Here is a 23,105-nt window from a genome sequence, read left to right on the forward strand (position 1 = left end):
TCACGGCGCCACCCGCAGGTTCACGAGGCCGACGACCCGGAAGCGCTGGCCCACAAGCCGGTTCATGTCGTGCTCCCACTCGATCTTGAAATCCGCGGCCTCGCCCGGCCGATACCCGGCCCCGAGGACATATCCGAACGACGTCGCGCCCCGGTCCGGCCTGAGCGGATCCTCCCAGTTGTACAGCGACATCCGCGCTCCGAGCGCGTAGCGCTGCCCGCTCAGCCGCTTCTCTCCCGCGAGATCGGCCCCCGTCCGCCGCCCGCGCTCCCCCGTCTGCAGCATCCCGCGGAGCTCGACCGACGTCGTGCGCGTGCGGTAGCGGCCCGCGAGGTTCGCGAGCACATCGGTCGAGATCGTCGCGGCGCGGTTCTTCTCGTCGCGCGCGTAGTCGCGGAGATCGCCGTCATTCGGATCGAGCGACGTCGCGCCGACGCAGCCTGGTCGCTCCACCGCCTCGCACTGGCCAGCGCCGAACTCCTCCGGGTTGCCTTCGGCGATCCACATCCGCGTGCCGCCCCAGGCCGCGACATCGATCTCGCGGGTGATGTCCACCGCCGCCCGTCCGGTGATCGTGGTGATGGGATCGTGGGTGAACCAGTTCCAGATCGAGTCAGCGTCGAACGTCGGAACGAAGTAGTCGACGTCCGCCCCCAGCGTGACGCGGCTCCCGGCGTACACCTCCAGGCCGCCGTAGAACGAGCCGACGAGCTGGTTGTAGAAGTCGTAGGTCACTCCGCCCTTGATGCCACCGAGATCCGGCTTGCTGATGTTGGCGGCGTACCCGAGGCGATCCTGCGAGATGCGCGACCCATCGGACGTCCGGACGCCTCCGTCCGGATCCGGGAACTGCTGGGTGACAGAGGTTCCCAGGTTGTAAACGCGGCGGTAGGTCAGGCGACCGTGGATGTAGTTCGGGCCGGCGCTCTCGAGCGCGACGCCGAACGCCGGCGCCAGATCGGCCTCCTGATACGACGGGAAATCGGCTGCGCTCCCGGGTTGAGTCCGGTCGTCACCGAATCCCCGGTGGCTGCCGCGCCAGATCCCCTGCTGCTCGAAGCGCGATGTGGAGAGCGGCAGGCCGCCGCGCTGCTCGAGCCCGCCGTACGCCTCGAGTTGAACGTAGTAGGGCGTCGTCACCCGGACGAGCGCGCCGTCGAACGACCACCACCCGAGCACGTCGCTCACGTACTGGCGGCCGACCCGGAAGCCGAGCCACCCGCTGGCGACGTTCCGCCCTTCGACGTACGCGTACATCAGATCGAGGGGCGCCTCGCGCAGCCCCGGGATGTAGCGCGAGCCGCCATCGACGCTGTAGTCGGTCTCGCCGCCCCGCTGCGCGCCGTCGAGGTGGCCATTCATCCCGAAGTCCGCGTCGAGCCGGAGCCGCACGGTCGCCGAGTAGTCGGCCTCGCCTGGGGCGGAGTCGCCCTGCAGGTTGTAGACGGCGAGCCCCAGCGTCTGAAGGAGCCGCCGCCGCTCGATGTTCGTGTCGCCCCAGGGGCCCGCGACCTCGTAGGCCTGGACGCCGGTCGTCGACTCGACCTCGAAGTCGGCTGCGGCCGCGCTGCGCGCGGCGAGCGCGCAAGGCAGCAGGCACGCCGCGGCCAGCGCGCGTGACAGGGGGAGGCGACGGAGGGGGACGCGACGGGCGCTCCCCACGAGCGTGCCTGGGCGCGCGGCGCTGGAGCGACGGGGACGAGGTCGTGACGGAAGCTCCGCCATCCATGAGCGGTGCTCAATCACGGACTGCGCTCGCTTTCGTCTTGTGCGGGCCGGTCTGCGCGGCTTCGCTCTCAGCTACCGCCGAGGGCTGAACAAGCATGGCGTGGAGTTTCGTCCACGTGCGGTGATGCTGTCAACCCGATCGCAGGACGAACGGACTTGTCACGATGCGCGCCGGGTCAGCTGTATCCAGCGCCCTTCCGGAGCTTGCCGTCCGAGCCCACGCTGAAGCCGTTCGAGTCCTGGAGCGCCTGGCTCGCGCTGCTCCGCAGCTCGGCCGGCACCGTCCAGCCCCGGGTCATCAGCCCCTCGGCGACCTTGTTCTTCACCCGGACCGATTCCTCGGTCGCGAGCATCTTCACCAGCGCTGGCACGCTCGCCTCATCGCCCTGGGAAAAGATGGTCTGCACGGCGTGGAAACGGACCGTCTCGTTGACGTCGTCGAGGAACCGCTCGACCGCCACCCGCACGTCGTCGCCCTTGATGTCGCCCAGCGCCATGATGAGCTGCTGCTTCGGCTCGACGTTGCGCGCATACTCCGTGTCGAAGCGGTCGAGCAGCTGGACGAGCTCGGTCCGGTACCCGGTGTCGTCGAGCAGCGCCCGCAGGATCTTGAGCGGCCAGGTGAGCGCCTCGGCCTTGATGCAGAACTCGACCACGGCAGGCACCGCGTCCTTGCCCGCATCGACGATCCCCCGGAAAGCCAGATCCTTCTCCTCTTGATCCGTGATGGAGGGGTCGATCGAGAACGTGAAGCGCCTGAGGAGCGCCGCCGCCGCATCCGCGCTCTTCATCGCGGCGAGCGACTGGATGGCGTCGAGGCGGTCGTACGTCTGAGCGCGCTTGTCTGCGACGACCTTCGCAGGCCCGGCCACCTTCTTGTCGGAGGGGGCGCCCCCGGCAGGGGGATTGCTTTTGCGGAGAAAATCGAAAATACCCAACGCTGACCTCTGCTGGCTGTCCCCGCCGCCCGGTCCGAGCTACCCGGCGATCGTCGCCGGATCTATAGCGGGGCGCATCTTCGTGAGCTACAGGCTCATCCGCGTCGTTCGGCTCGCTGCGGCGTACTCCCGTACGCCTCGCGCGCCTGCCTAGCGGCTGAGCCCGTATCACACGAACCTGCACCCCGCTAGAGTGGCTCCCTGCAGAGGGTGCTTCCCGCCCGAGCTACCCCGGGCGGACCGGCTCGGTCACCGCGAGCCGGCGCAGCCGTCTACTCCGTCGTCTTGATGCCGGTGGGGAGTTGAATACTCAGGCTCACGGTGACCATGCTCGTGAAGTGGAATTCGCGGTCTTTGTCGTCCACCTTGCGGTCAGGGAACGCCTCGTCCGTTCCGAGCCCGTGGTTGTCGAAGCCCGAAGTATTCCATGCGAACGGCAGGGCGCGCCACTCCGCGCCGAAGCCGATGAAGTCCGACGGGTAGAAGTTCCAGCCGAGGCCGAACGTCGGCGCGAAGGCCATGCGGCTCTCGAGCCCGAAGGTGTCCGCGCAGGCGTTCTGGTTGGTCGTGCCGCACTCCTTGCGCTCCTTCACGCCGATCGCCGCGGCTCCCGCGAAGAAGCTCACGTCGGTGTCAACGAAGAGCTCGGCGAACAGCGCCAGCTTTCCGCGGAAGGGAACGACCGTGACCTGTGGCGCTGCGACCCACTGGATCTGTCCGAGCTGATCCTTCGTCAGGTCGCCCTTGGTCAGGTTGACCCTGGTCAGCTGGCACGCCTTGGTGAACGGCTGGGTGTCGCAGTTACGCCCGTCGATCGCGACGCGCTGGAGCTCGTCCGTCAACCCGGTGTTGTACTGAAACCCGTACCCGCCCCAGGCGCCGAAGCCGAGCCAGTCCGTGAAGTGGTAGGTGAGCCGCAGGCCCGGCATGATCGTCCGCCGGTACTCGTCCAGCAGCGTGAACGATGCGCCTGGAGCCACCTCGAACCGCCCGTCACGGTGGAGCCGGAGCTTCCGCACGGCCGGCGCGCCGGCCAGAGGGCCCGTGAGCTGGATCTCCTGCGCCTCCGCGGGCGCAGCCGTCATCAGAAGTGCACAGCCGGTAAGCCCTGCCACCACGGTGCAGAGGCTCTGGACGAATCGACGCATCATGCCTGTCCCCGTCTTTGGCTGAATCATCCTATGTCTCGCGCTCGGCGTCTGCGCGTCCCCGCGTCCAAAGTCCTCACTTCGGCAGCCGGTATTCCCAGGAGAACGGCAGGAAGACCGACAGCCCGACCTGCGCCTGTACGTTGTTGGTGAAGCTCTTCCCCTCGGCGAGCCAGGTGCTCTTGTCCTGAGGGTTGTTTGTGTCGACGCTGGGGTTCTCGAGCTCGTCGAAGAAGATGTAGTCGCTGACCTCGAACATCGCCGCAAACCAGCGGTTGAAGAAGATGCGGAGGCCACCGCCGACGTGAAACGAGAGCTTCGGCTTCCAGTCGAAGGTGCGGTTGTCGGGATCGACGACGGCCATGGGCCTCGTCGAGATCGCGCCGACACCGCCCAGCACGAAGAAGTCGTAGTGGAAGATGAAGTCGCTGAACCCGGCGAATTTGCCGTACGCGGGGACGTACGTGAAGTTCGCATTCGCGTTCCACTGATACTCGGTGATCGGCTCGCCGATACGCGCCGCCCTGCTCGTCTGGAAGTTGAAGTCCGACGGCGTGTTGAGGGCACCGTACCAGTTGCCGTTGACCCCGATCGCGAGGACGTTGGTGAGGTACCAGTTGACCGCGAGCCCCGGCCCGTTGTGGCCGACGAACTGATCGTTCATCGTCAGCCCGAAGTACGGGTTCACCTCGAAGCGGTGGTAGCGCAGCGCGTAGATCTGCTGCACCGCGTAGGTCTCGTTCTTGAGATCCTTCGCGGCCTCCTTCTCCAAATTGATCGTGGGACACGCCGTCGGGTCGATCGCACAGATGTCCCCAAGCCCTGTCGTCTCGCCGCCCTCGCCAGGGGCCGCAGGCGCCTCCACCGGCTCCGTGCCCTCGGCAGGAGTCTCTGGCTCGTCGAGGTTGATTTCCTTGGGTTGCTCTTTTGGCTGAGCCAACGCCGTAAGCGGCATCGCGACCAGCGCAGCCGCAACGAGAAGCCCCACGCGAGCCTGGTTCATCGCCATCCCTTCCAAAGTCCGTGCGATGCGAGCGATCGATCGCCCAGGTAGTACAGCTTCCTAACTACTCGAATTCATTAAATAATTCGGTCAACCGCCAAGCCCGACGGACTATATCACGTCGAAAATAAAAGGATCAACAACCAAATCCTTTTGCCACGGACGACCGGCGGCTTCGCAGAGGGGGCCCGGCGGGTGGACACGCGGCGAGCGGCAGACTCGCTGCACAATCACCGCGGGCTCGGATCGCCGGTGTGCTGGCGCCGAGGGCGCGACGATGGTGACGCCTGACGGGTTCAGCGGCAGAGGCGCGGCGTGCTGAGACATCGGAGCCATCGCCCGTTGGTTGGACCGGTGTCGAGCCGCGCGATTGGGTGGTGAGGAGAGATCGAGCGCCGCCGACGCTCACGCCGCGGACCGCGCGTCAGGCGGCCGCGTCTTCGGAGCCGCTGGCGCGGCCGAGCATCGCCTCAACGAACTCGTCGGACTCGAACTCGCGGAGGTCTTCCGCGCGCTCGCCGATGCCGACGTACCGGACGGGCAGCCCATGCTCGGCGCAGATGCCGAGGATGACGCCGCCCTTGGCGGTGCCGTCGAGCTTCGTCAGCACGATGCCGGTGATCGGCAGCGCCTCCTTGAAGAGCGCGGCCTGCTGCATGGCGTTCTGGCCGTTCGTCGCGTCGAGCACGAGCAGCGTCTCGTGAGGCGCACCCTCGAGCGCCTTGTTCATGGTGCGCGCGACCCGGGACAGCTCCTCCATGAGGTTCGTCTTCGTGTGCAGCCTGCCGGCCGTGTCGGCGAGCACGACGTCGGCGCCGGTGTCCTTCGCCTTCTGGATCGCGTCGAAGATCACCGCGCCGGGGTTCGCGCCGTCCTTGCCGCGCACGACCTCGCAGCCGACGCGCTTGCCCCAGACGTTGAGCTGCTGCACCGCCGCTGCCCGGAACGTGTCGCCCGCCGCGAGCACCACCGTCCGGCCCTCGGCCTTGAGCTGCGTCGCGAGCTTGCCGATCGTGGTCGTCTTTCCCACGCCGTTCACGCCGACCACCATCACCACGGTGGGCTGCGCCTTCAGCGGCAGCCCGCCGCCGGCGCCGACGCGCAGGATCCGCTTCGCGTGCTCGCGCAGCGCGTCCCAGACCTTGTCGGTGTCGGCGAGCTCGTTCCTGCTGAGCGCCGACCGGATTTCGTCGAGGAGGAGCTCTGTCGTCTTCACGCCGACGTCCGAGGTGAGCAGCACCTCTTCGATCTGCTCGACGACGTTGGGATCGATCTCCTTCTTGCCGGCGAACAGCGCCTTCAGCCGGCCGAAGAACCCCTCGCTCTCCCGCACCTTCGTGAGGCCTTTGCGGAGCCCCTCGATGTCGCGCTTGCGCGCGGCCGGAGGCGCGGTCTCCCGCGCTGGCCTGGCGGCCGGCTTGACGGCCGGCGCCTCGATCGCGGGCGCGATGGGCGCCTCCGTGACCGCGGTCGCCGCCGGCTCGATGGCGGGCGGCGGCGCGACGGGCGCCTCGACAGGGGCGGGCGCCGCCGCGGGCGGCTCCTCCTGCGGCGCGGGCTCCTTCGCCTTCGCCGGAGGAGCTTCCTCCGCCGGAGGCTTCTTCGGGGCACGCGGCTTCTCGGTCGGCTTGTCCGCCGGCTTCTCGGAGGGCTGCTTCGCCTTCTCCTGGAGCTTCTTCGGTTCGGGGGGCGCTGCGATCTCCGGTGGCGGCGCCTTCTTCGTGACGAAGTAGACGATCGCCGCCACCACGACGAGGCCGACGATAATTAGGGCGATTTCCACGTTGGCGTTCTCCGGCGAGGGAGCCGACTATATGGGACGCACCCCATACGTCAACGTGCGGTCGCGCGGGGGCGCGATCCGGCCAGCGAAACGGCAGATCGGCGCGGCGACGGGGCCGGCGCTCCGCGGGCCCCGTGCGCCTGGCTCACGGGGCCAGCGGCGAGGCGCCCGGCTTGGGCTCCGACGCCCCGAGGTCCTGCTCGATCCGCTCGTCCACGGGATCGGGACCGAAGGCGGCGTGCTCGATCCGGTTCGCCCAGAGCTCGACCTCGCGCTGCTGAACCCTGCTCGCCACCCGGCGCACGTGCCCGGGCGTCGGCTCCGGCGGCCCCTCGAAGGGGGCTCCCTGGCGCCGCGCCCAGCGGACGAGGCGATCGAGGACGGCGCGGCGCCGCGTGACCAGCGCGATGCCCAGCTTGCTCGGCGACGGGAGCGCCTGCTCATGGCTGCTGTGCATCGGCGCGCGGACCACGAGCCTCGCGTCGCTCCGGTACGGCGCCTCGATCGAGAACTCGCCGACGTCGTCGGTCAGCGCGCGGGCGATGACGCCGCTGCCGTCGAAGGCGGGGACGACGATCACGAGCTCGGCGCGCGCGATGGGCGTTCCGTCATGCGCGTCGGCGACGGCGCCACGCCAGCCGGTCGCGCCCTCGAGCGGTCCCATGACGCGCACGCCGGCGCGGCCGGGCGGCGCGACGGGCCGCTCGTCGCCCGCGCGCGTTGTTGCGGCGCGCTTCGGCGCCCGCCGCCAGCCGCCGAGCACCCAGCCCGCGATGGCGAGGACGGCGGCGCCGAGCGCGATCTGCCGCCACGCCCCTGGGCCCGCGACGGGCACGTCGATCGCGAGCTCCGCGCCGGGGATCCACCACGGAGACGCGGGCACGTAGCGGAGCGAGATCGGGACCGTCCCCTCTCGCTCGGCGGTGAACGCGGCGATCACCCGCGCCTTGCCGCCGGTCACGGTGGCCGCCCCGACCGGCTCGCCCGCGCGCAGCGCCTCGACCACGCCGCCCTCGACCGGGCCGCGGGACGAGCGCACCTCGACGTCGATCGGCACGCCGTCCTCCGCGCGCGCCGGCTCGACAGGATGCGACAGATCGAGCGTGACCTGCGCGTACCGGACGACGCTCTGGCTGACGCTCGCCTTCGCGAGCGTGGCGGTTCCATCGAAGCGCGCGCGCAGCACGCCCTGGCCGGCGCCGTCGAGGCGCTCGGTCGGGAGCTCGAAGCGCGCGCGGCCGTCGCCGCCGGTCGGAGCCTCCGCGAGCCGCGCGCCGCGCTCGTCCTCGAGCACGACCGGGAGGCGTTCGCGCTCGAACGGCGCGCCGCTCCCGACGCCGCGCGCGCCGCTGCGATCGAGCCGGAGCGCCACGGTGACGTTCACCGTCGGGCGATCGAGATCGACCGCGTCGACCGGCGGATCGAACCGGAGGATCACCGGCGCGAGCGGGGCCGCGTGCGCCTCGAGCGGGATCTTCGCCTCGACCGCGTCGTAGAGCTTTCCCCCTGCGAACCGGATGCGCAGCGTGGCGTCCGCGAGCGGCGCGCGCCCGCGGAGGCAGAACCCGCCGCGCTCGTCTGTCGCGATCACGTAGCCGCCTTGCGAGGGGCGGGGCTCGCGGGCGCGCGCCGCGCCGTCGGCCGCGCACCCGTCGACCGCCGGCAGGACCGCGGGGGCGCCGGCGCTCGTGAGGGCATCGATGGAGAGCGGCGCCTCCGCGATAGCGCTCCGCGCGTCGTCGAGCACGCTTCCGCGCACGACGAACCCGTCGGGCTCGGTCCATGCGACCGCCTCGATCTGCGCGCTTCCGCGCACATGGATGCGGAGCGGCGCACCTTGCGTCTGCGCGTGCGCCGCGGGCGCCGCCGCGAGCGCCGTGGCCGCGAGGAGCGCCCACGGCAGGCATCGTCTCAGTCCGCGCATCTCCCGAAGGCCTCCGGCGAGCTCCTCGTCATGGTCGCGCATTATCCGTCACGCCGACGCGGCACGGGCAAGGGGAAGCCGATCCGAAGCCGTGCCGAGCTCGCGCTCGCCCGGCGCGAGCGAGCAAGCGGCGAGTGCGGACGTAAGCGGACGTGAGCGGACGTGCACGCGAGCTCGCGGCAGCGCGTCGGATCGATGGCGGCAGCGGGTGGGTAGATAAGCGGATGGTGAAGCCGTGTTCGCCGTGAGCCCAACATGGTTCACGCGTTGAAGCGCCGCGGGCAGGCCGCGTCAAACCGTCCAGTCTGGTCGCAGCGAGGAGCGAGCGAATGCAAGGCAAAAGTGCGAGCGTGTGCGCACCAATTTTCGGGTGTAGACCCGCTGATCCGATCGCCACTGCGGCGATGCGCTCGTGTATCGTCGGACGTGGAATGCGTCGGCCCTTTTCAGTGCTCGTGTTGCTGGTTGTGACGCTTGTACTCTCGCTGATACCCACGAGGCTTTACGCGGATCAGCGCACGAGCTACCTCGCCGACCAGCTCAGGACCAACGAGGACTATCGCGTCCGCACGCAAGCGGCGCTCGCGCTCGGCGCGTCGGGAGACGACGCCGCCACGAGGCCGCTCTGCGACGCGCTCACGGACAGCAACGCGTCCGTCAAGGTCGCGGCGGCCGCGGCGCTCGGCAAGCTCGGCAAGACCGCGGGGCTCGCGTGCCTGGAGCGCGCCGAGGGGCGCGAGCAGACGCCGGCCGTCAAGTCGCAGATGCAGAAGTCGATCGCGGCGCTGTCCGCCGGCGGCGGGGGCGGCTCGGCGGCGCCGCCGCCTCCGGGCGCGGACACGAAGTACTACGTCGCCATCGAGATCACGAACAAGAGCGGCCGCCCCGAGTCCGAGATCGAGCCGCTCGTGCGCGCCGCGATACAGTCGAAGATCCTCGCGAAGGCCGGCTACGCGGTGGCCCCCAAGGGCGAGACGGTGGCGCAAGGCAAGAAGATTCTGAACGGCAAGAAGCTGAAGGGCTTCTATCTCCTCGCCACGGTCGAGCCCGCCGTGTACCAGGGCGGCAACCTCACCCAGGTGGTCCGCGTCAGCATGTGGACCTATCCGTCCAAGTCGCTCCAGGGTGAGTTCGCGCCGAAGCTCACGCAGAGCGGCACCCCGAAGAAAGACGTCCAGAGCGAGAACATCCTGATGAAGATGTGCGTCGAGAACGCGGTCGAGACCTTCCACAAGGTCGTCGCCTCGCTGTGACGCACCTTCGCTGCTCGATATTGGCTTTTCCAGTGCATCACGACCCTTGTCATCCCCAGCCAGCTTCGAGGATCCCATGAGCGACGCTTCCAGCACGGCCCCGCAGACCTCCGCGCCGGAGGTCAGAGCGCGCTACCAGCGGAGCGCGCGGAACTACCTGCTCGACCAGAACTTCCAGCTGAAATACACGGGGTTCCTCGTGGGGATCAGCCTTGCGCTCTCCGTGGCGCTCGGGATCCTCCTCTGGAACGCGAGCTCGAAGATCATCGAGCAGAGCCGCAGCGCCGTGCAGCAGGGGCAGGAGACCGTCCGTCAGGGTCAGGAGACCGTCAAGCGCGGCCAGGAGGTGCTCGTCCAGAGCCGTCGGGTCAGCGAGGTCGTCGCGATGAACATCGCGAAGGAGTACAAGGACGACCCCGAGCTCGCGAAGACGTTCGGCGAGGCGGCGCAGCGCGACGAGAGCAAGCTCAAGGACGAGCAGTCGCGGCTCGAGCGCGACGCTGCCACGCTGCAGCAGCGGGCGGAGGCGCTCGAGCGGCAGGCCGCCGACGTAGCGAACAACCAGCAGATGCTGCTCCGCCTCATCGTCGCGCTCCTGTCGTTGCTCGTCCTCGGCGTCGGCATCGCGGGCATCGTCTTCACGCACAAGATCGCCGGGCCGATCTTCAAGATGAAGCGGCTGCTCCGTCAGGTCGGCGAGGGCAAGCTGATCGTGCGCGAGAAGCTCCGGAAGGGCGACGAGCTCCAGCACTTCTTCGAGGCGTTCGAGAAGATGGTCGAGGACCTGAGGGCGCGCCAGCAGGGCAAGATCGCGAAGATGGATGCGATCCTCGAGAAGCTCGAGGCGGGGGCGCGCGCCCAGAAGGGGACGATGGAGATCGACCCCGAGGGCCTCTCCCAGCTGAAGCGACTCCGCAGCGAGATGCAGGAGCAGCTCGACGCGTGATCGACCCCGCGCGCGGTCGAACGACGTACGCGCTGTCCGAATCCCTCCCGAGATCAAGCCAAAAATAAGAAGACATCAGGCCGCGCGCTCCCGCACGGCCTCGCCGTCGCCAGGCGGGTCCCTCGGGCCCTACCGTCGCCGCGCGAGCACCGCGCTAGAAGGCGGCCTTGATGATCTCGACGATCGCTTCTCCGCTCGGGAGGAACGTCACGGACGCGGCGTCGAAGCGCATCCGCTCCACGCCGCGCACGCGCGAGAACGTGGCGCGCCAGAGCCGCTCGCCCGCTCGCCGCACGCGGGCGCGCTTGCTCGCGTCGATGCTGTCGAGGGCGCGGACGTACGAGCCGGCGCCGCGCGTCCGCACCTCGATGATCACGATGACGGGGCCGTCGCGCGCGACCACGTCGATCTCCAGCCGCCCCACACGCGCGTTGCGCGCGACGATCTCCACGCCCTGCGCGGCGAGGTGAGCGACGACCGCGTCCTCCGCGCGCGCACCGAGCGCTCGCCGCGCGTCGGCCGCCGGAGCGCCAGCGGGCCCGAACGCGGTCCGGCTCGTCGCCGAAGCCGCCGGCGCGCTGCGCGTGGCGGCGCGCCCGGGCGGACGGCCGTCGTGTGAGCCCGAATCGTCGCTGGGAGGGAGGGAGAGGGAGGTGCCGGACAGATCGGCCGTCGTCGGGCGAGGGCTTCGCGAACCGCGACGGCCGGTCACCCGACGCCTAGAAGCCTTCGCACTGGTCCGAGTTGGCGCGGCCCTGCACGTCGCCGCAGGCCCCCTCGTTCTCGAACCCCGTGTTCTGCTTGATGCAGTACTTGCCGGTGATGTTCGGGTCCCCGAGGCCGACGTTCGGCCGGATCTCCGAGCAGGTGAAGCCCTGCGGGCACTCGCAGAAGTTGAAGTTCGGGTCGTCCGGCTCGCCGTCGGCCACGCCGCACCGGCACGAGCAGTACACCGCCTGCTGCGCGTTCCGGTTCGAGTTGGCGGCGCACTGGCCGCACACGGGCGACGCGACGGGCTGGTCGTCGGTCCCTGGCACGCAGCAGGACAGGCCTTCGTTCTCCGCTGCCGACTTGGTCGGGTCCTGGCAGCCCTTGAAGTTGTCGTGGCAGAGGTAGAGATTGCAGACGCCATCCTCGCACTTCCAGCCGTCGCCGGGGCAGTCCGGGTCGCCGTTGCAGCGACAGAAGGCGCCCGCGGGGTCGCAGACGCCGCTGAGGCACTGGCTCTTTCCGCCGTCCGGCCTCGTCGGTTCGCAGTCGGGCGCGTACGTCCCCGACTGCACGCACTTGCTGCACTCGGGCGTGCAGGCCGGAAGCGCCTCCTGGCCGAGCGGGCAGCTCACGCGCCCCTGGAAGTGGTTCACCAGGCAGATCCGCGTCTGGCACTGGAAGGATCGCGATTCGATGTTCTCTTCCGTCACCTTGAAGCCAGCGAACTGCGGATCGTACTCATCTTCAGGCAGACACGGGTCGCCGACGCCGCCGCTCTCGCACGCGGAGGGCAGGCTCGCCATTGCGACGACGCTGAGCAGGCCGAGCAGGCCGGACAGAATGGAACGGGTCATCAGAACGTGCTCCTTCGGCGGCGGTGCGCGCCACCGCTTCGGCAGAGGCGCGCGGACGGGAGGCAAGAAAACGCTCAAGTCGAGGTGCTCAAAGGCACAACGTCAGCGGTTGGACCCTAGACGAAGCGCGCCTCGAGCGTCAACAGCCGGATGGGGCGCGCCCGTCCACGTCGCCGAGGTGGGCGGGCGCCGCCGGTGCGAGGCGTTCGACCCTGAGCGCGCTGGTCCCTTGGCAGCGGACGGTCAGGCTGCCGCCTGGGCGGCAACAGTGCGGCGACCGCGCGACGATCGCACTTAAGGAAGCGAGCGCGCCTCCGTTCGATAATTCCACCGTCGACTCCTACGCAGTGCGCAACCCCAAGGTCGACCCGGCGCCCGGTGTCTCAGGACGGGAATGCAAGAGGGGCCCCCTCGCCCGGCATCGCTTGACAAGCTGCGCGCCACAATCCTACCATCCCCCGCCACACGCAAGTATCCGTTGATTCTCATTGAACTTTTTGGTTCCTGACCGAGCTGCCTCGGGGGTCTACGGCGCGCGTTCTCCGTGTGTGGAGCCGCGAACGGGGCGAAGGGGCCACGATCTTTACGTCGCCGAAAGCGAGGAACGACGATGCGGAACCGGGTGGCGAGTATCTGCCTTGTAGCTTCTGCCCTGTTGCTATCCCCCGCCGTGGGGCATGCGCAGCCCGGCAAAGGTAAGCCCGTCGCGGCTGAAAAGGCGGACGCCAAGGGCGAGAAGAAGCCCAGCAAAGAGGTCAGCGCCGACGAGGATGCGGGCCCCGTGACCGCGGGCCAGATGACGGAGGAGGCGGCGCAGGGCAAGCGGCTCTTCGACAGCGAGCGGTGGAGCGACGCCGCGCGGCAGCTGAAGCGCGTCGTCGACGGCGACACCGGCGATGACGATGGCAACAAGCAGATCGCCCAGTACCACCTCGCGATCGCGCTCTACCGCCTGCAGTTCTACCAGGCGAGCTATGCGATCTTCTCGCAGATCGCCGACAAGCCGAACCACCTCAAGTTCAACGAGACGCTGCTCTGGCTGTCCAAGCTCGCGACGCAGCTCCCGGAGCCGGCGGACATCATCGAGCGCGTCGGCAAGTACAAGACCGAGCAGATCGCGCGGTTCAACAACCCCCAGCAGCGCGACCTCTACTGGCAGCTCAACTACCTGCTCGGCCGCTACAAGTACCGGAACCGGAACTACGAGGAGGCCATCAGCCTCTTCGCCAAGGTCGACCCGAACAGCAAGTACTACGTCCAGGCCCAGTTCTTCAGCGGCATCTCGTACGTGCAGCTGCGCAAGTCGGTGCCGGCTGTCAAGTCGTTCCAGCGCATCGTCCAGGCGATCGACGAGGGCGTCGAGGGCCTCGAGGACGAGGCGCGCATGCGCGACCTCGCGTTCCTCTCGATGGCGCGCACCTACTACTCGGCCTCCGTCCGCCTCGACGACAACAACGTTCCGACGATCGACGCCGCGAAGCTCTCGGCCGCCGTCAAGTACTGGAACCGCGTCGACGTCGCGAGCGAGTACTGGCTGGACAGCCTCTTCGAGCAGTCCTGGGCGTACTTCATGGCCGGGCTGTACCCGCAGGCGCTCGGCAACATCCACACGATCGAGTCGCCCTACTTCCCGAACTCGTTCTATCCCGAGGCCGACATCCTGAAGGCCGTCGTCTCGTTCACGATCTGCCAGTACGGCGACGCGACCACGATCGTCGCGAAGATGAAGAAGAAGTACGAGCCGATCAAGAAGGACCTCGAGTCGATCCTGGTGCGGTACCAGGGGGAGGGGAACGAGGAGCGCTTCTTCCAGTTCCTGAAGGACGTGGGCGCCGGCAAGGGCGACATCCCGCCGAGGGTCCGGCCGATCGTCGAGAACGCGCTCTCCGACCGCCAGCTCCGCCGCAACATGGAGTACGTGCGCATCCTCGATGAGGAGGCGGATCGGTTCAAGAAGGCGCCCGCCAACTTCCGCAACTCTCCGGTCGGCAGCGACGTGACCGACGCGCTCGAGTTCGCGAGGAGCCTCGCGATCCGGAACGCCGGCACGCTCGGCCGGGAGCGCTACCAGCGCAACCTCGACGAGCTCAACGAGCACCTCCGCGACTCGTCGAAGATCCTCATCGACATCACCGCGGCCGAGAGGAACAAGCTCGATCAGCAGGTCGTCAGCGGCCAGCTGTCGAAGGAGGACGCGCTCACGTACGGCGTCGTCAAGCCCGACGACGAGCACGTGCTCTGGCCGTTCGACGGCGAATACTGGCGCGACGAGCTCGGCTTCTACCGGCAGGTCGTGACGTCGAAGTGCAGCAAGTGAGCGATTTCATCATGGTTGGCCCCGCGGCCAGAGGTCGCGGGGCAGGCAGCGCTTCCTCACGGGGGTCCGTGGCGGAGGGACGGAGATGGAGATGAAGCAGTCGAAGTTCGGTGTACTGCATGCGCTCCGCGCGGCGGCGGGTACGTTGGCCGTGGCGGCGTGCGCGGTCACAACGAGCCCCGCGTCGGCGGCCGACGCGTGCATCACGCAGCCGGCGAAGGATGCGATCGCCGCCTGTCCGGGCGGCAAGCTCCAGGTGTCGGCGGGCAAGAAGCCGCAGGTCAGCTTCAAGTCAGCCCCGCAGGGGATCCAGCTGAAGAAGCGCGAGGACTTGACGAAGCCGGCCAATCCGACCGCGTCACAGGCCTCGGCGCAGCGCGACGAGCGGCGCAATCGCCTCGCCCCGAAGGTGAGGAGCCTGCTCGTGACGGAGATCCAGGGGCTCGAGGGCCTGTACTCCTCGACGCCGAAGAACGCGCCGGACCGGCCGAAGCTGATGCGGCGCCTCGCCGAGGGCTACGTCGAGCTCGAGTCGGCGGCGTTCCGCGACAAGACCGAGGGGCAGATCAAGGCGGACGAGGCCAAGCGGAAGAACCCGAAGGCGGTCGCCGGACTCCGGACCGAGATCGCCAAGGCCGACAAGATCCTCGCCCTCGCGCGAAAGCAGGCGATCAAGTACTACACGGACCTGAAGACGCAGTATCCGAAGTACTGCCAGAGCACCAACGCGGCCGACCCCGCGAAGAGCACGGGCTGCACGGACGAGGTCCTTTACTACCTCGCCTATGAGTACGAGCAGGCCCAGCAGCTCGAGGACGCTCGCAAGGTCTACTTCGAGCTCATCAAGAACTGGCCGAACTCGAAGTACATCCCGAACGCGTACCTCGCCTTCGGTGAGCTCTTCTTCAACGAGGCGCAGGGCGACCCGTCCAAGTGGGACCTGGCGGAGCAGTCGTACGTCAAGGTCACCCAGTACCCGCCGCCCGAGAACAAGGTCTGGGGCTACGCCCACTACAAGCTCGGGTACGTCTACTGGAACAAGGGCGACTTCGCCCGCGCCATCAGCGAGTTCAAGAAGACGATCGAGTACGGGCAGCAGTTCCAGCAGATGCCGAACGCGGCGCAGCTCGCGGTCTCGGCGCGGCGCGACATCATCCCCGTCTACGCGCTCGCGGGCGACCCGCGCAAGTCGCACGACTTCCTCCGGCCGCTCAGCGGCGACACGGGCGGCAGCTCCGAGAAGACGTTCAAGATGATGGACGACCTCGGGCAGAACTACCTCGACACCGGTCACTACAAGGAGGGCATCGAGCTCTACACCGACCTGATGACCCGCGATCGGGGCCCGAGGTACTGCGTCTACCAGGGGCACATCGCGGAGGCGACGCTCGCCATGAAGTCTGGCAACAAGGACCAGATCATGGGCGAGCTCGGGCGCCAGCTCGACGTCCACAACAAGTTCCAGGGCGAGGGGCACCCGGCGGACGCCAAGCTGAAGTGCTCGAACATCACCGCCGGTCTGCTGACCGAGACGGCGATGGCCTGGCACCTCGAGGCGGTGGGCTCGGGCGGCGTGCGCGGCACCGGCGACAAGAAGACGATGCAGCTCGCCGCGCAGCTCTACGACAAGGTCGTCAACAACTTCAAGCAGGAGCAGTTCGCCAAGTTCGAGTTCCCCCGCATCCTGAAGGAGGACTGGCCGAACATCTTCAAGATCAAGTACGCGATGGCCGACCTTCTGTACTTCCAGAAGGACTGGGCCAAGTGCGGTCCCGCGTTCGACTCGGTCGTGGCCGAGGATCCGAACGGCCCGCAGGCGGCTGAGGCCGCGTACGCCTCGGTGCTCTGCTACCAGAACATCTACACCGAGACCCACAAGGACGGCTCCCACTTGAAGGGGTCCGGCAACCTCCCCGACGGCGGGACGGGCAAGAAGGGCGACAAGAAGGCGGAGAAGGCGAAGTTCCAGCCGAAGGACTTCAGTGACAGCCAGAAGGGCATGATCACCGCCTTCAACCGGTACGTCTGCTACATCAAGCCCGCGGCGAACGACAAGGAGGCCCAGGAGCAGTACGTCGAGGTGAAGTACGCGCGCGGCCGCACGTACTTCGAGGCGCAGCACTGGGAGGAGGCCGCGCTCGCGTTCCGCGACGTGGCGCTGAACCACGCCGACAAGGAAGTCGGCATCTACGCGTCGCAGCTCTACCTCGAGTCGCTCAACGTCCTCGGCGCGAACATGGACCCGCCGCGTCCGTCTTGTTACGACGACATGGCCGCGGATGTGCCCAAGTTCATCGATCTCTACTGCAAGGGCGGCAAGGAGAAGGAGAACGCCGAGCAGTGCGGCATCCTGATCCGCATCCAGCGCGACATCGAGCGCCTGCGCGCGCAGAAGCTCGTCGAGGCTGCTGACGCGGCCGGTGGCGTCGAGGCCCTCAAGAACTATGAGAAGGCCGCCGTCGCCTACATGGATATGTGGAAGAAGTACGGCGAGGCCGCCTGCGAGGCGAAGCAGCCCGCGTGCGAGAAGAGCGAGGAGGTCCTCTACAACGCCGCGAAGGCGTTCCAGGCCGCCCGCCTCATCGCCAAGTCGATCTCGGCCCGCAAGATCCTGCTCGATCCGCGGTACAACCTCCACAACACCGAGCTGGCGAAGACGTCGATCTACGAGATCGGCGGCAACTACCAGGCGATCGCGGTCTACGACGAGGCGGCGAACTGGTACGAGCGCTACGCCCGCGAGAACCCGAAGGGGGAGAAGGCCGCCGAGGCGCTCCAGGACGCGGTCGTGCTGCGGCTCGGCCTCGGTCAGGAGGACCAGGCGATCAAGGACGCCGACCTCTTCAACAAGAACTACGGCAAGGCGAAGCCGGCGCAGACGGCGCAGATCGCGTTCGCGATCGGCGCGCACTACATCGATCGCGAGGACTGGGATCAGGCGCGCCGGCGGCTGTCGACGGCGATGCCGCAGATCGATCGCAACGCGACGTTCGACGTTCAGGTGCAGGCGCACGCGATGTACGCGCGCGTCCTGCTGCAGACGAAGAGCGTGACCCCGGCGAACGGCGAGTACAACAAGGTCCGCGGCTACTGGAAGGACCCTGCGGCCGCGCTCAAGAAGCTCGACGCGATCGGCGGCGAGGAGCCGGAGAAGCTGCGCCGGCTCGGCAAGGTGCTGACCGCGGTCGGCGAGGCCTACTTCCACTTCGCCGAGCAGAAGCGGAAGGACGTCGATAAGATCAAGTTCCCCGAGTACAAGGGCTCCGGGAACCGCGAGGACGTCCTCAAGCACATCAACACCAAGGTCGCCGACTGGGTGAAGAAGAAGCGCCCGGCGATCGAGGCGGCCGACGTCGAGTACCAGAAGATCCTCAAGCTGGAGCCGACGCCTCCGCCGAAGTGGGTCATCGCGGCCGGCGCGCGCGTCGGTCAGATGTGGGGCAAGTTCGTCGCCGAGTTCCGGGCCGCGCCCATCCCGAAGGAATGGAAGGGGCACGGCATGGTCCCGGGCACCGACGTCTCGTACGACGAGATCCGGGGTGAGTACTACTCACGCCTCGACGAGGCGAGCGAGCCGCAGAAGCAGATGGCGAAGGGCGCGTTCAAGACCTGCCTCGACCTGTCCGTGAAGTACCAGTACTTCGACGACTACTCCCGTACCTGCGAGGTGTGGCTGTCGAAGAACTACGGCGCCGAGTACCACCTCATCGACGAATTCCGCGGCTCGCCGTCGCGGGTCAACTCCGGCATGAGCGAACGCCCTGCGCCGCTGAACCTCGACGGGACCCCCTTCCGAGAAGCGCTGACCGCAACCGACAAGCCGGCTGCGAGCAAGGACAAGGAAGAGGGCGAGGACAAGAAGGCGGGCGAGGACAAGAAGGCGGGCGAGGACAAGAAGGCGGCGCCGGCGGCGGCTGGTGCGTCCAAGGAAGGCTCGGCGCTCGATCGGGCCACGACCCGACCCAGGAAGTGATGGAGCGAAACATGAGAAGCATCACCTCATTGGCAGCGGTTGCGGTGCTCCTTCTGGCCGCGACGGGTTGTGGCGGCGGCAGCACCGGCGGTACGGCTCACGGGGCGAAGGACCCGACGACGGGCAAGACGATCACGGACAGCAAGGGTCAGGCCGTGTCGGTCGAGGCGGCCAACAAGTTCAAGACCGCCATGGACACCATGGTCCAGCACGACAAGGCTGGGGACTGGTCCGAGGCGACTTGCAGCTCGACGGCCCAGCTGTTCCTGGACGCGGCGGACGAGCAAGGGGACACGACGTTCGCCGAGGCCATCTACAACGCGGGGCTCGCGTACCAGCGTTGCAAGAAGGACTCGGAGGCGAAGAAGTACTTCACGCAAGCGCTTCAGAAGAATCCGAAGTTCCACCCCGCGCGGGTCCAGGTGGCGCTCTACAACCTGGCGGAGTCGGGCGAGAGGAACCTCGACGCGGCGATCAGCGAGATGCGCCAGGCCGCCGTCGTCGATGCTCAGTACAAGAACGTCGAGGCGCTCGTGCACCTCGCGCTCCTGTACATGAAGCGCGGCAACCAGGTCGCGGACAACGATGGCCCCAACGACTTCCAGCGCGCGAAGCGGTACATCCAGAGCGCGCTGGCCGTCGATGACGCCTTCATGCCCGCGTTCAACCAGCTCGCGATCTACTACCTGGAGACGGCGAAGCAGAAGGCGGGCAGGAAGACGGGCAAGGCGGTCGCGACCAACGTCAGCAAGCAGAAGAAGGTCGACACCCAGGCGCTGGAGCTCGCGGCGCTGGTCTGCTCCCAGGCCATCCGCAAGAACCCCAACTACGCGCCGATCCACAACACCGCGGGGATGATCCAGGTCGAGCTCGCGAACCTGAACGGCGCCGTGCAGGAGTTCAACCTCGCGAGGAGGCTCGATCCGACCTTCTACGAGGCGCAGATGAACTACGCGGCGGTGAACCTCCAGTTCCGCGGGTTCCAGCAGGCGGACGAGGCGTACCGCGCGGCCCTGAAGATGCGTCCGAACGACTACGACGCTCATCTGGGCCTCGCGCTCGCCCTGCGCGGTCAGATCGATGACGCGAACTTCGACAGCATGGTGGCGGCCGCCAGCGCTGAGCTCGACGCCGCCAAGAAGGTCGCCCCCGAGCGCGCCGAGACCTACTATAACGAGGCGATCCTGACCCAGGAGTACAAGGCGAAGTCGGGCGGCAAGGGGGCCGAGGGCGCCCTCATGTCGGCGAAGGGGCTGTTCGGTCAGTTCATCCAGAAGGCGGGCGCTAGCACCGAGTTCGCCGACGCGGTGAAGCGGTCGAAGGAGCGTATGAGCGAGATCGACCAGATCATCGCCTTCAACAAGCAGACCGAGGCCGAGCGGAAGGCGGCCGAGGCCGACATGAAGACGAAGGAAGCCGAGCAGGAGGCAGCTGCCGGGAGCGAGGGCGAAGGGGGCGAAGCGACGACCCCGGCCCCGGCTCCTGCCCAGTAGCGGAGCCTCGTCCTGCGCGCTGTCGATGGCGGGGTGCAGGTTCGTGTGACACGGGCTCAGCCGCTAGGCAGGCAAGTGAGGCGTACAAGGTACGCCGCAGCGAGCCGAACGACGCGGATGAGCCCGTCGCGCACGAAGATGTGCCCCGCCACAGCGGACGTCCCGCTCGGTCCGGGTCGCAACGAGGGTGCGCGAGGGATACGGTAGTATTCCGGGCGAGCTCGACGGGCGGGGCGGACCGCGTGGCGGTGCGACAGACAACGGCACCTGGAGCCCCCTTCTCTCGCTGCACGAAGCTGCATCAAGGAGAAGGGGGCTCGCTCTTTTCGTCTTCGTCGCAGCTCTCTGGGAACCTTGGGTAGAATCGGTTGTCGAGGCGTGTGTGGGTCGTGCTCTCCGACGCCTCGATAGCATGCGAAGCTGGTTGACCGGCCGCCGCGGAAGGCGGTACAATGGCACTGTAACCGAGTCGAAACATTGTGAGGAGGCTGGAATGAGAGGGTTGACCCGATTGGGTGCGGGAGTCGTGGCTGCCGTTCTTACGAGCGTGGTCGCCTCATCGGCGTTCGCGCAGGGAGCGGCTCCTGGTGGTGGGAAGAAGGACGAGGGGTACGGGTACGAGTTCTCGGACGATCCGCTGAACGCCGGCGGGTTCGGCCCCAACGACGCCACCATCCGTGTGCGGCCCGGCCCTGTCCGGACGACGCTGATCAGGCCCCGCACCTCGTTCGTTCCGGAGATGCTCAAGTCGGTCGAGAACCTCTGATGTGACGGGCAGGTTTGGCACCTGCCCTATCGATTTACCCCCCGGTGCTGGGGGCGTGCGCCGCGCGGCGCATAGGGAAGGCTGGCGGAGATGGAAGGCAAGCAAAGGGTCGCTCTCACATTTGCGCTCTACCAAAACGAGGCGCTCGTCCGCCGGGAGACGATCACCCAGGATATCGTCAAGGTAGGCAAGGACGCGAAGAGCCATCTGCGTGTCGATGACGAGCTTGCCTCGCGCATGCACGCGGTCATCGAGGTCGCCTCCCCGCAGGACATCACGCTCATCGATCTCGGCAACGAGCCGGGCACGATGGTGAACGGGGCGCGCGTCAACAAGTGCAAGATCAGCCCAGGCGATCAGCTCCAGATCGGCGGCACGAAGATCATGCTGGAGCGCGCGGAGCCGGTGGCGGTCGCCGCGGCCGCGGGCCCTGCGAAGCCGGTTCCCGCCAACCCGTTTGCGGCAGCGCCTGGTGGGAGCCCGTTCGGCGCTGCGGCGCCCGGGAATCCGTTCGCGGCCGCGCCGCCTGGGAACCCGTTTGCCGCGGCCTCCGCGGGCGGCGCGGACCCGTTCTCCTACAACAACCCGTTCGCGCAGTCGGCGCCGGCCGTCGACGAGGTGCCCCCGGACGCGCCCGAGGGCTCCTACACGTACACGCTCGTGAAGAACGGGCCGGACGTGCCGAGCGACGAAACCGAGGTCCCGGCGGCCTCGGTCGAGGTCATGATTCTGTGGGATGCCGCGGTGCTCCACGTCGAGCACCTCACGCCGCCGCGCTCCTTCTACGTGGGTGAGGAGGCGGGGAAGAACTTCAAGTGCGACTACTTCATCCCCTCGGAGAAGCTTGGCACGACGCGGGCGCCCATCATCCTCGCGGATCGCTCCGGCTCGGTCTCCGTGGTGCTCCTGCCCCGCGCGACCGGCACCATCGAGATCCCGGGTAGGCCGAAGATGACGGTGCAGCAGGCGATCGATCAGGGCCTCACGCAGCCGTGTTCCGAGCTCTCTGGCGCCTATCAGATGGCGCTTCCGTCGGGCGGGAAGGCGAAGGTCGAGCTCGACGGCATCGTCTTCCAGGTGTCCGCCGTGAACGCAGGCAAGGTCGTGGCCGGCCACCTCCAGCTGGACACGCAGAGCCTGCTGTACACGGGCCTCTCGATGGCGGTTCACCTCGGGCTGCTCGCGGCGATGGCCTTCTTCATGCCGCCCCTCGGCGATACGGGCGAGGACGGGATCTCCGCTGACCAGCAGTTCCTCATCCAGCAGTACCTCGCGGCGGCCGCCGAGAAGGAGATGGAGGAGAAGGAGACCGAGCAGGTCGCCGACAACGCGGCGGACAACAAGGAGGGCGGCACCGGTACACGCGCCAAGGGTGAGGAGGGTTCAATGGGTAACCCGAACACCAAGGCCACCGGCAACCGCTACGGCGTCCAGGGGCCCGCCGACAACCCGGATCCGCACATCGCCCGCCAGGCCGCGCTCCGCGACGCCGCGGAGTTCGGCATGATCGGGCTGCTGAACGCCGGCGCCGGCGGCGATCCGAACGCGCCGACCGCGCCGTGGGGACGCGACGATTCGCTCGGGAACGATCCGCTGAGCGCCCGCGGCAACATGTGGGGCGATCAGATCGGCGACTCGTTCGGCGCTGGCGGCCTCGGCCTCTCCGGCATCGGCGAGGGCGGCGGCGGGCGCGGCGAGGGCATCGGCCTCGGCTCGATCGGCACCATCGGGCACGGCGCCGGCACCGGCACCGGCCAGGGCTTCGGCTCCGGCCATGGCCGCCTCGGAGGGTCGCATCGCACCAAGCCGCCGCAGGTGCGCATGGGTGCTACCAGCGTGAGCGGCCGTCTGCCCCCCGAGGTCATCCAGCGTATCGTCCGCCAGAACTTCGGTCGATTCCGGCTCTGCTACGAGAACGGGCTCAGGAACAACCCGAATCTCCAGGGCCGTGTCGCGGTGCGCTTCGTCATCGGGCGCGACGGCGCGGTCTCCAACGTGGGTAACGGCGGTTCGGATCTGCCCGATAACGGCGTGGTTTCCTGCGTCGTTCGGGCGTTCTACGGCCTGTCGTTCCCGCAGCCCGAGGGCGGTATCGTCACCGTCGTCTACCCGATCATGCTCAGCCCCGGCGGCTGAGCCCGCCTCGCCGCTCGGTTCGAGCGAACGCCCCGCACGCGAAGTGCGGGGCGTTTTCCGTTTCAGCGCTGGATGCGGCCGGCGCCAGGCGCGGCCAGGGGTCTGCGGCGAGCGCTGTGGGGTGGCCAGCTC

Annotated in this window: 15 protein-coding genes; 7 read left to right on the forward strand and 8 right to left on the reverse strand. The window is 68.2% G+C overall.

Annotated features, from left to right (window positions below):
• From WMF12_RS15275 to WMF12_RS15300, 6 genes are all read right to left on the reverse strand, one after another.
• Window positions 1-1,662 (reverse strand): hypothetical protein, encoded by a 1,662-nt coding sequence (locus WMF12_RS15275; RefSeq protein ID WP_437872279.1) that lies wholly within the window; start codon window positions 1,660-1,662, stop codon window positions 1-3.
• Between the two features lie 242 nt (window positions 1,663-1,904).
• Window positions 1,905-2,666 carry a HEAT repeat domain-containing protein gene (locus WMF12_RS15280; protein ID WP_437552765.1) on the reverse strand — a complete coding sequence of 254 codons (762 nt, stop codon included), beginning with the start codon at window positions 2,664-2,666 and terminating at the stop codon, window positions 1,905-1,907.
• Between the two features lie 272 nt (window positions 2,667-2,938).
• Window positions 2,939-3,817: a hypothetical protein gene (locus tag WMF12_RS15285; RefSeq protein ID WP_437872280.1), complete on the reverse strand. Its 879-nt coding sequence runs from the start codon at window positions 3,815-3,817 to the stop codon at window positions 2,939-2,941.
• 73 nt (window positions 3,818-3,890) lie between these two features.
• On the reverse strand, window positions 3,891-4,817 hold the full coding sequence (locus WMF12_RS15290; RefSeq protein WP_437746390.1) for an outer membrane beta-barrel domain-containing protein: 927 nt from the start codon (window positions 4,815-4,817) through the stop codon (window positions 3,891-3,893).
• A gap of 424 nt (window positions 4,818-5,241) precedes the next feature.
• Entirely contained in the window at window positions 5,242-6,600 is a 1,359-nt protein-coding gene (ftsY, locus tag WMF12_RS15295; RefSeq protein WP_437872281.1) for a signal recognition particle-docking protein FtsY, read from the reverse strand.
• 145 nt (window positions 6,601-6,745) lie between these two features.
• On the reverse strand, window positions 6,746-8,524 hold the full coding sequence (locus WMF12_RS15300; RefSeq protein ID WP_437872282.1) for a carboxypeptidase regulatory-like domain-containing protein: 1,779 nt from the start codon (window positions 8,522-8,524) through the stop codon (window positions 6,746-6,748).
• A gap of 467 nt (window positions 8,525-8,991) precedes the next feature.
• Between WMF12_RS15300 and WMF12_RS15305 the strand changes: the two genes are divergently transcribed.
• Both WMF12_RS15305 and WMF12_RS15310 read left to right on the forward strand, forming a co-directional pair.
• Window positions 8,992-9,777: a HEAT repeat domain-containing protein gene (locus WMF12_RS15305; RefSeq protein ID WP_437872283.1), complete on the forward strand. Its 786-nt coding sequence runs from the start codon at window positions 8,992-8,994 to the stop codon at window positions 9,775-9,777.
• Window positions 9,778-9,853: 76 nt separating this feature from the next.
• Window positions 9,854-10,723, forward strand: a complete 870-nt coding sequence (locus tag WMF12_RS15310) for a HAMP domain-containing protein (protein ID WP_437872284.1) — start codon at window positions 9,854-9,856, stop codon at window positions 10,721-10,723.
• 154 nt (window positions 10,724-10,877) lie between these two features.
• Here the strand turns inward: WMF12_RS15310 and WMF12_RS15315 are convergent, their stop codons facing one another.
• Together WMF12_RS15315 and WMF12_RS15320 are read right to left on the reverse strand one after the other, a co-directional pair.
• A complete protein-coding gene (locus tag WMF12_RS15315; RefSeq protein WP_437872285.1) occupies window positions 10,878-11,435 on the reverse strand; it encodes a YraN family protein in 558 nt (185 codons plus the stop codon).
• 7 nt (window positions 11,436-11,442) lie between these two features.
• Window positions 11,443-12,288: a hypothetical protein gene (locus WMF12_RS15320; protein WP_437872286.1), complete on the reverse strand. Its 846-nt coding sequence runs from the start codon at window positions 12,286-12,288 to the stop codon at window positions 11,443-11,445.
• A 670-nt stretch (window positions 12,289-12,958) separates the two neighbouring features.
• Between WMF12_RS15320 and WMF12_RS15325 the strand changes: the two genes are divergently transcribed.
• The 5 genes from WMF12_RS15325 to WMF12_RS15345 all read left to right on the forward strand — a co-directional run bounded on the left by WMF12_RS15325 (window position 12,959) and on the right by WMF12_RS15345 (window position 22,973).
• The gene (locus WMF12_RS15325; protein WP_437872287.1) at window positions 12,959-14,605 is read left to right on the forward strand and encodes a tetratricopeptide repeat protein; all 1,647 of its coding nucleotides are present in this window, start codon (window positions 12,959-12,961) and stop codon (window positions 14,603-14,605) included.
• A 91-nt stretch (window positions 14,606-14,696) separates the two neighbouring features.
• Window positions 14,697-18,578: a tetratricopeptide repeat protein gene (locus tag WMF12_RS15330; protein WP_437872288.1), complete on the forward strand. Its 3,882-nt coding sequence runs from the start codon at window positions 14,697-14,699 to the stop codon at window positions 18,576-18,578.
• 11 nt (window positions 18,579-18,589) lie between these two features.
• Window positions 18,590-20,071: a tetratricopeptide repeat protein gene (locus tag WMF12_RS15335; RefSeq protein WP_437872289.1), complete on the forward strand. Its 1,482-nt coding sequence runs from the start codon at window positions 18,590-18,592 to the stop codon at window positions 20,069-20,071.
• A 526-nt stretch (window positions 20,072-20,597) separates the two neighbouring features.
• On the forward strand, window positions 20,598-20,837 hold the full coding sequence (locus WMF12_RS15340) for a hypothetical protein (protein WP_157906686.1): 240 nt from the start codon (window positions 20,598-20,600) through the stop codon (window positions 20,835-20,837).
• A gap of 90 nt (window positions 20,838-20,927) precedes the next feature.
• A complete protein-coding gene (locus tag WMF12_RS15345; RefSeq protein ID WP_437552777.1) occupies window positions 20,928-22,973 on the forward strand; it encodes an AgmX/PglI C-terminal domain-containing protein in 2,046 nt (681 codons plus the stop codon).
• Window positions 22,974-23,105: the final 132 nt, after the last annotated feature.

The sequence above is a fragment of the Sorangium sp. So ce363 genome, assembly GCF_051520435.1.
In the GTDB taxonomy this organism is placed as follows: Bacteria; Myxococcota_A; Polyangia; order Polyangiales; family Polyangiaceae; genus Sorangium; species Sorangium cellulosum_B.

Excerpts from the sequence above, each read along its gene's own strand:
- WMF12_RS15285 (WP_437872280.1), bottom strand. The coding sequence starts at position 3,817 with ATGATGCGTCGATTCGTCCAGAGCCTCTGCACCGTGGTGGCAGGGCTT.
- WMF12_RS15290 (WP_437746390.1), bottom strand. The coding sequence starts at position 4,817 with ATGAACCAGGCTCGCGTGGGGCTTCTCGTTGCGGCTGCGCTGGTCGCG.
- WMF12_RS15300 (WP_437872282.1), bottom strand. The coding sequence starts at position 8,524 with ATGCGCGGACTGAGACGATGCCTGCCGTGGGCGCTCCTCGCGGCCACG.
- WMF12_RS15310 (WP_437872284.1), top strand. The coding sequence starts at position 9,854 with ATGAGCGACGCTTCCAGCACGGCCCCGCAGACCTCCGCGCCGGAGGTC.
- WMF12_RS15320 (WP_437872286.1), bottom strand. The coding sequence starts at position 12,288 with ATGACCCGTTCCATTCTGTCCGGCCTGCTCGGCCTGCTCAGCGTCGTC.
- WMF12_RS15330 (WP_437872288.1), top strand. The coding sequence starts at position 14,697 with ATGAAGCAGTCGAAGTTCGGTGTACTGCATGCGCTCCGCGCGGCGGCG.
- WMF12_RS15335 (WP_437872289.1), top strand. The coding sequence starts at position 18,590 with ATGAGAAGCATCACCTCATTGGCAGCGGTTGCGGTGCTCCTTCTGGCC.
- WMF12_RS15345 (WP_437552777.1), top strand. The coding sequence starts at position 20,928 with ATGGAAGGCAAGCAAAGGGTCGCTCTCACATTTGCGCTCTACCAAAAC.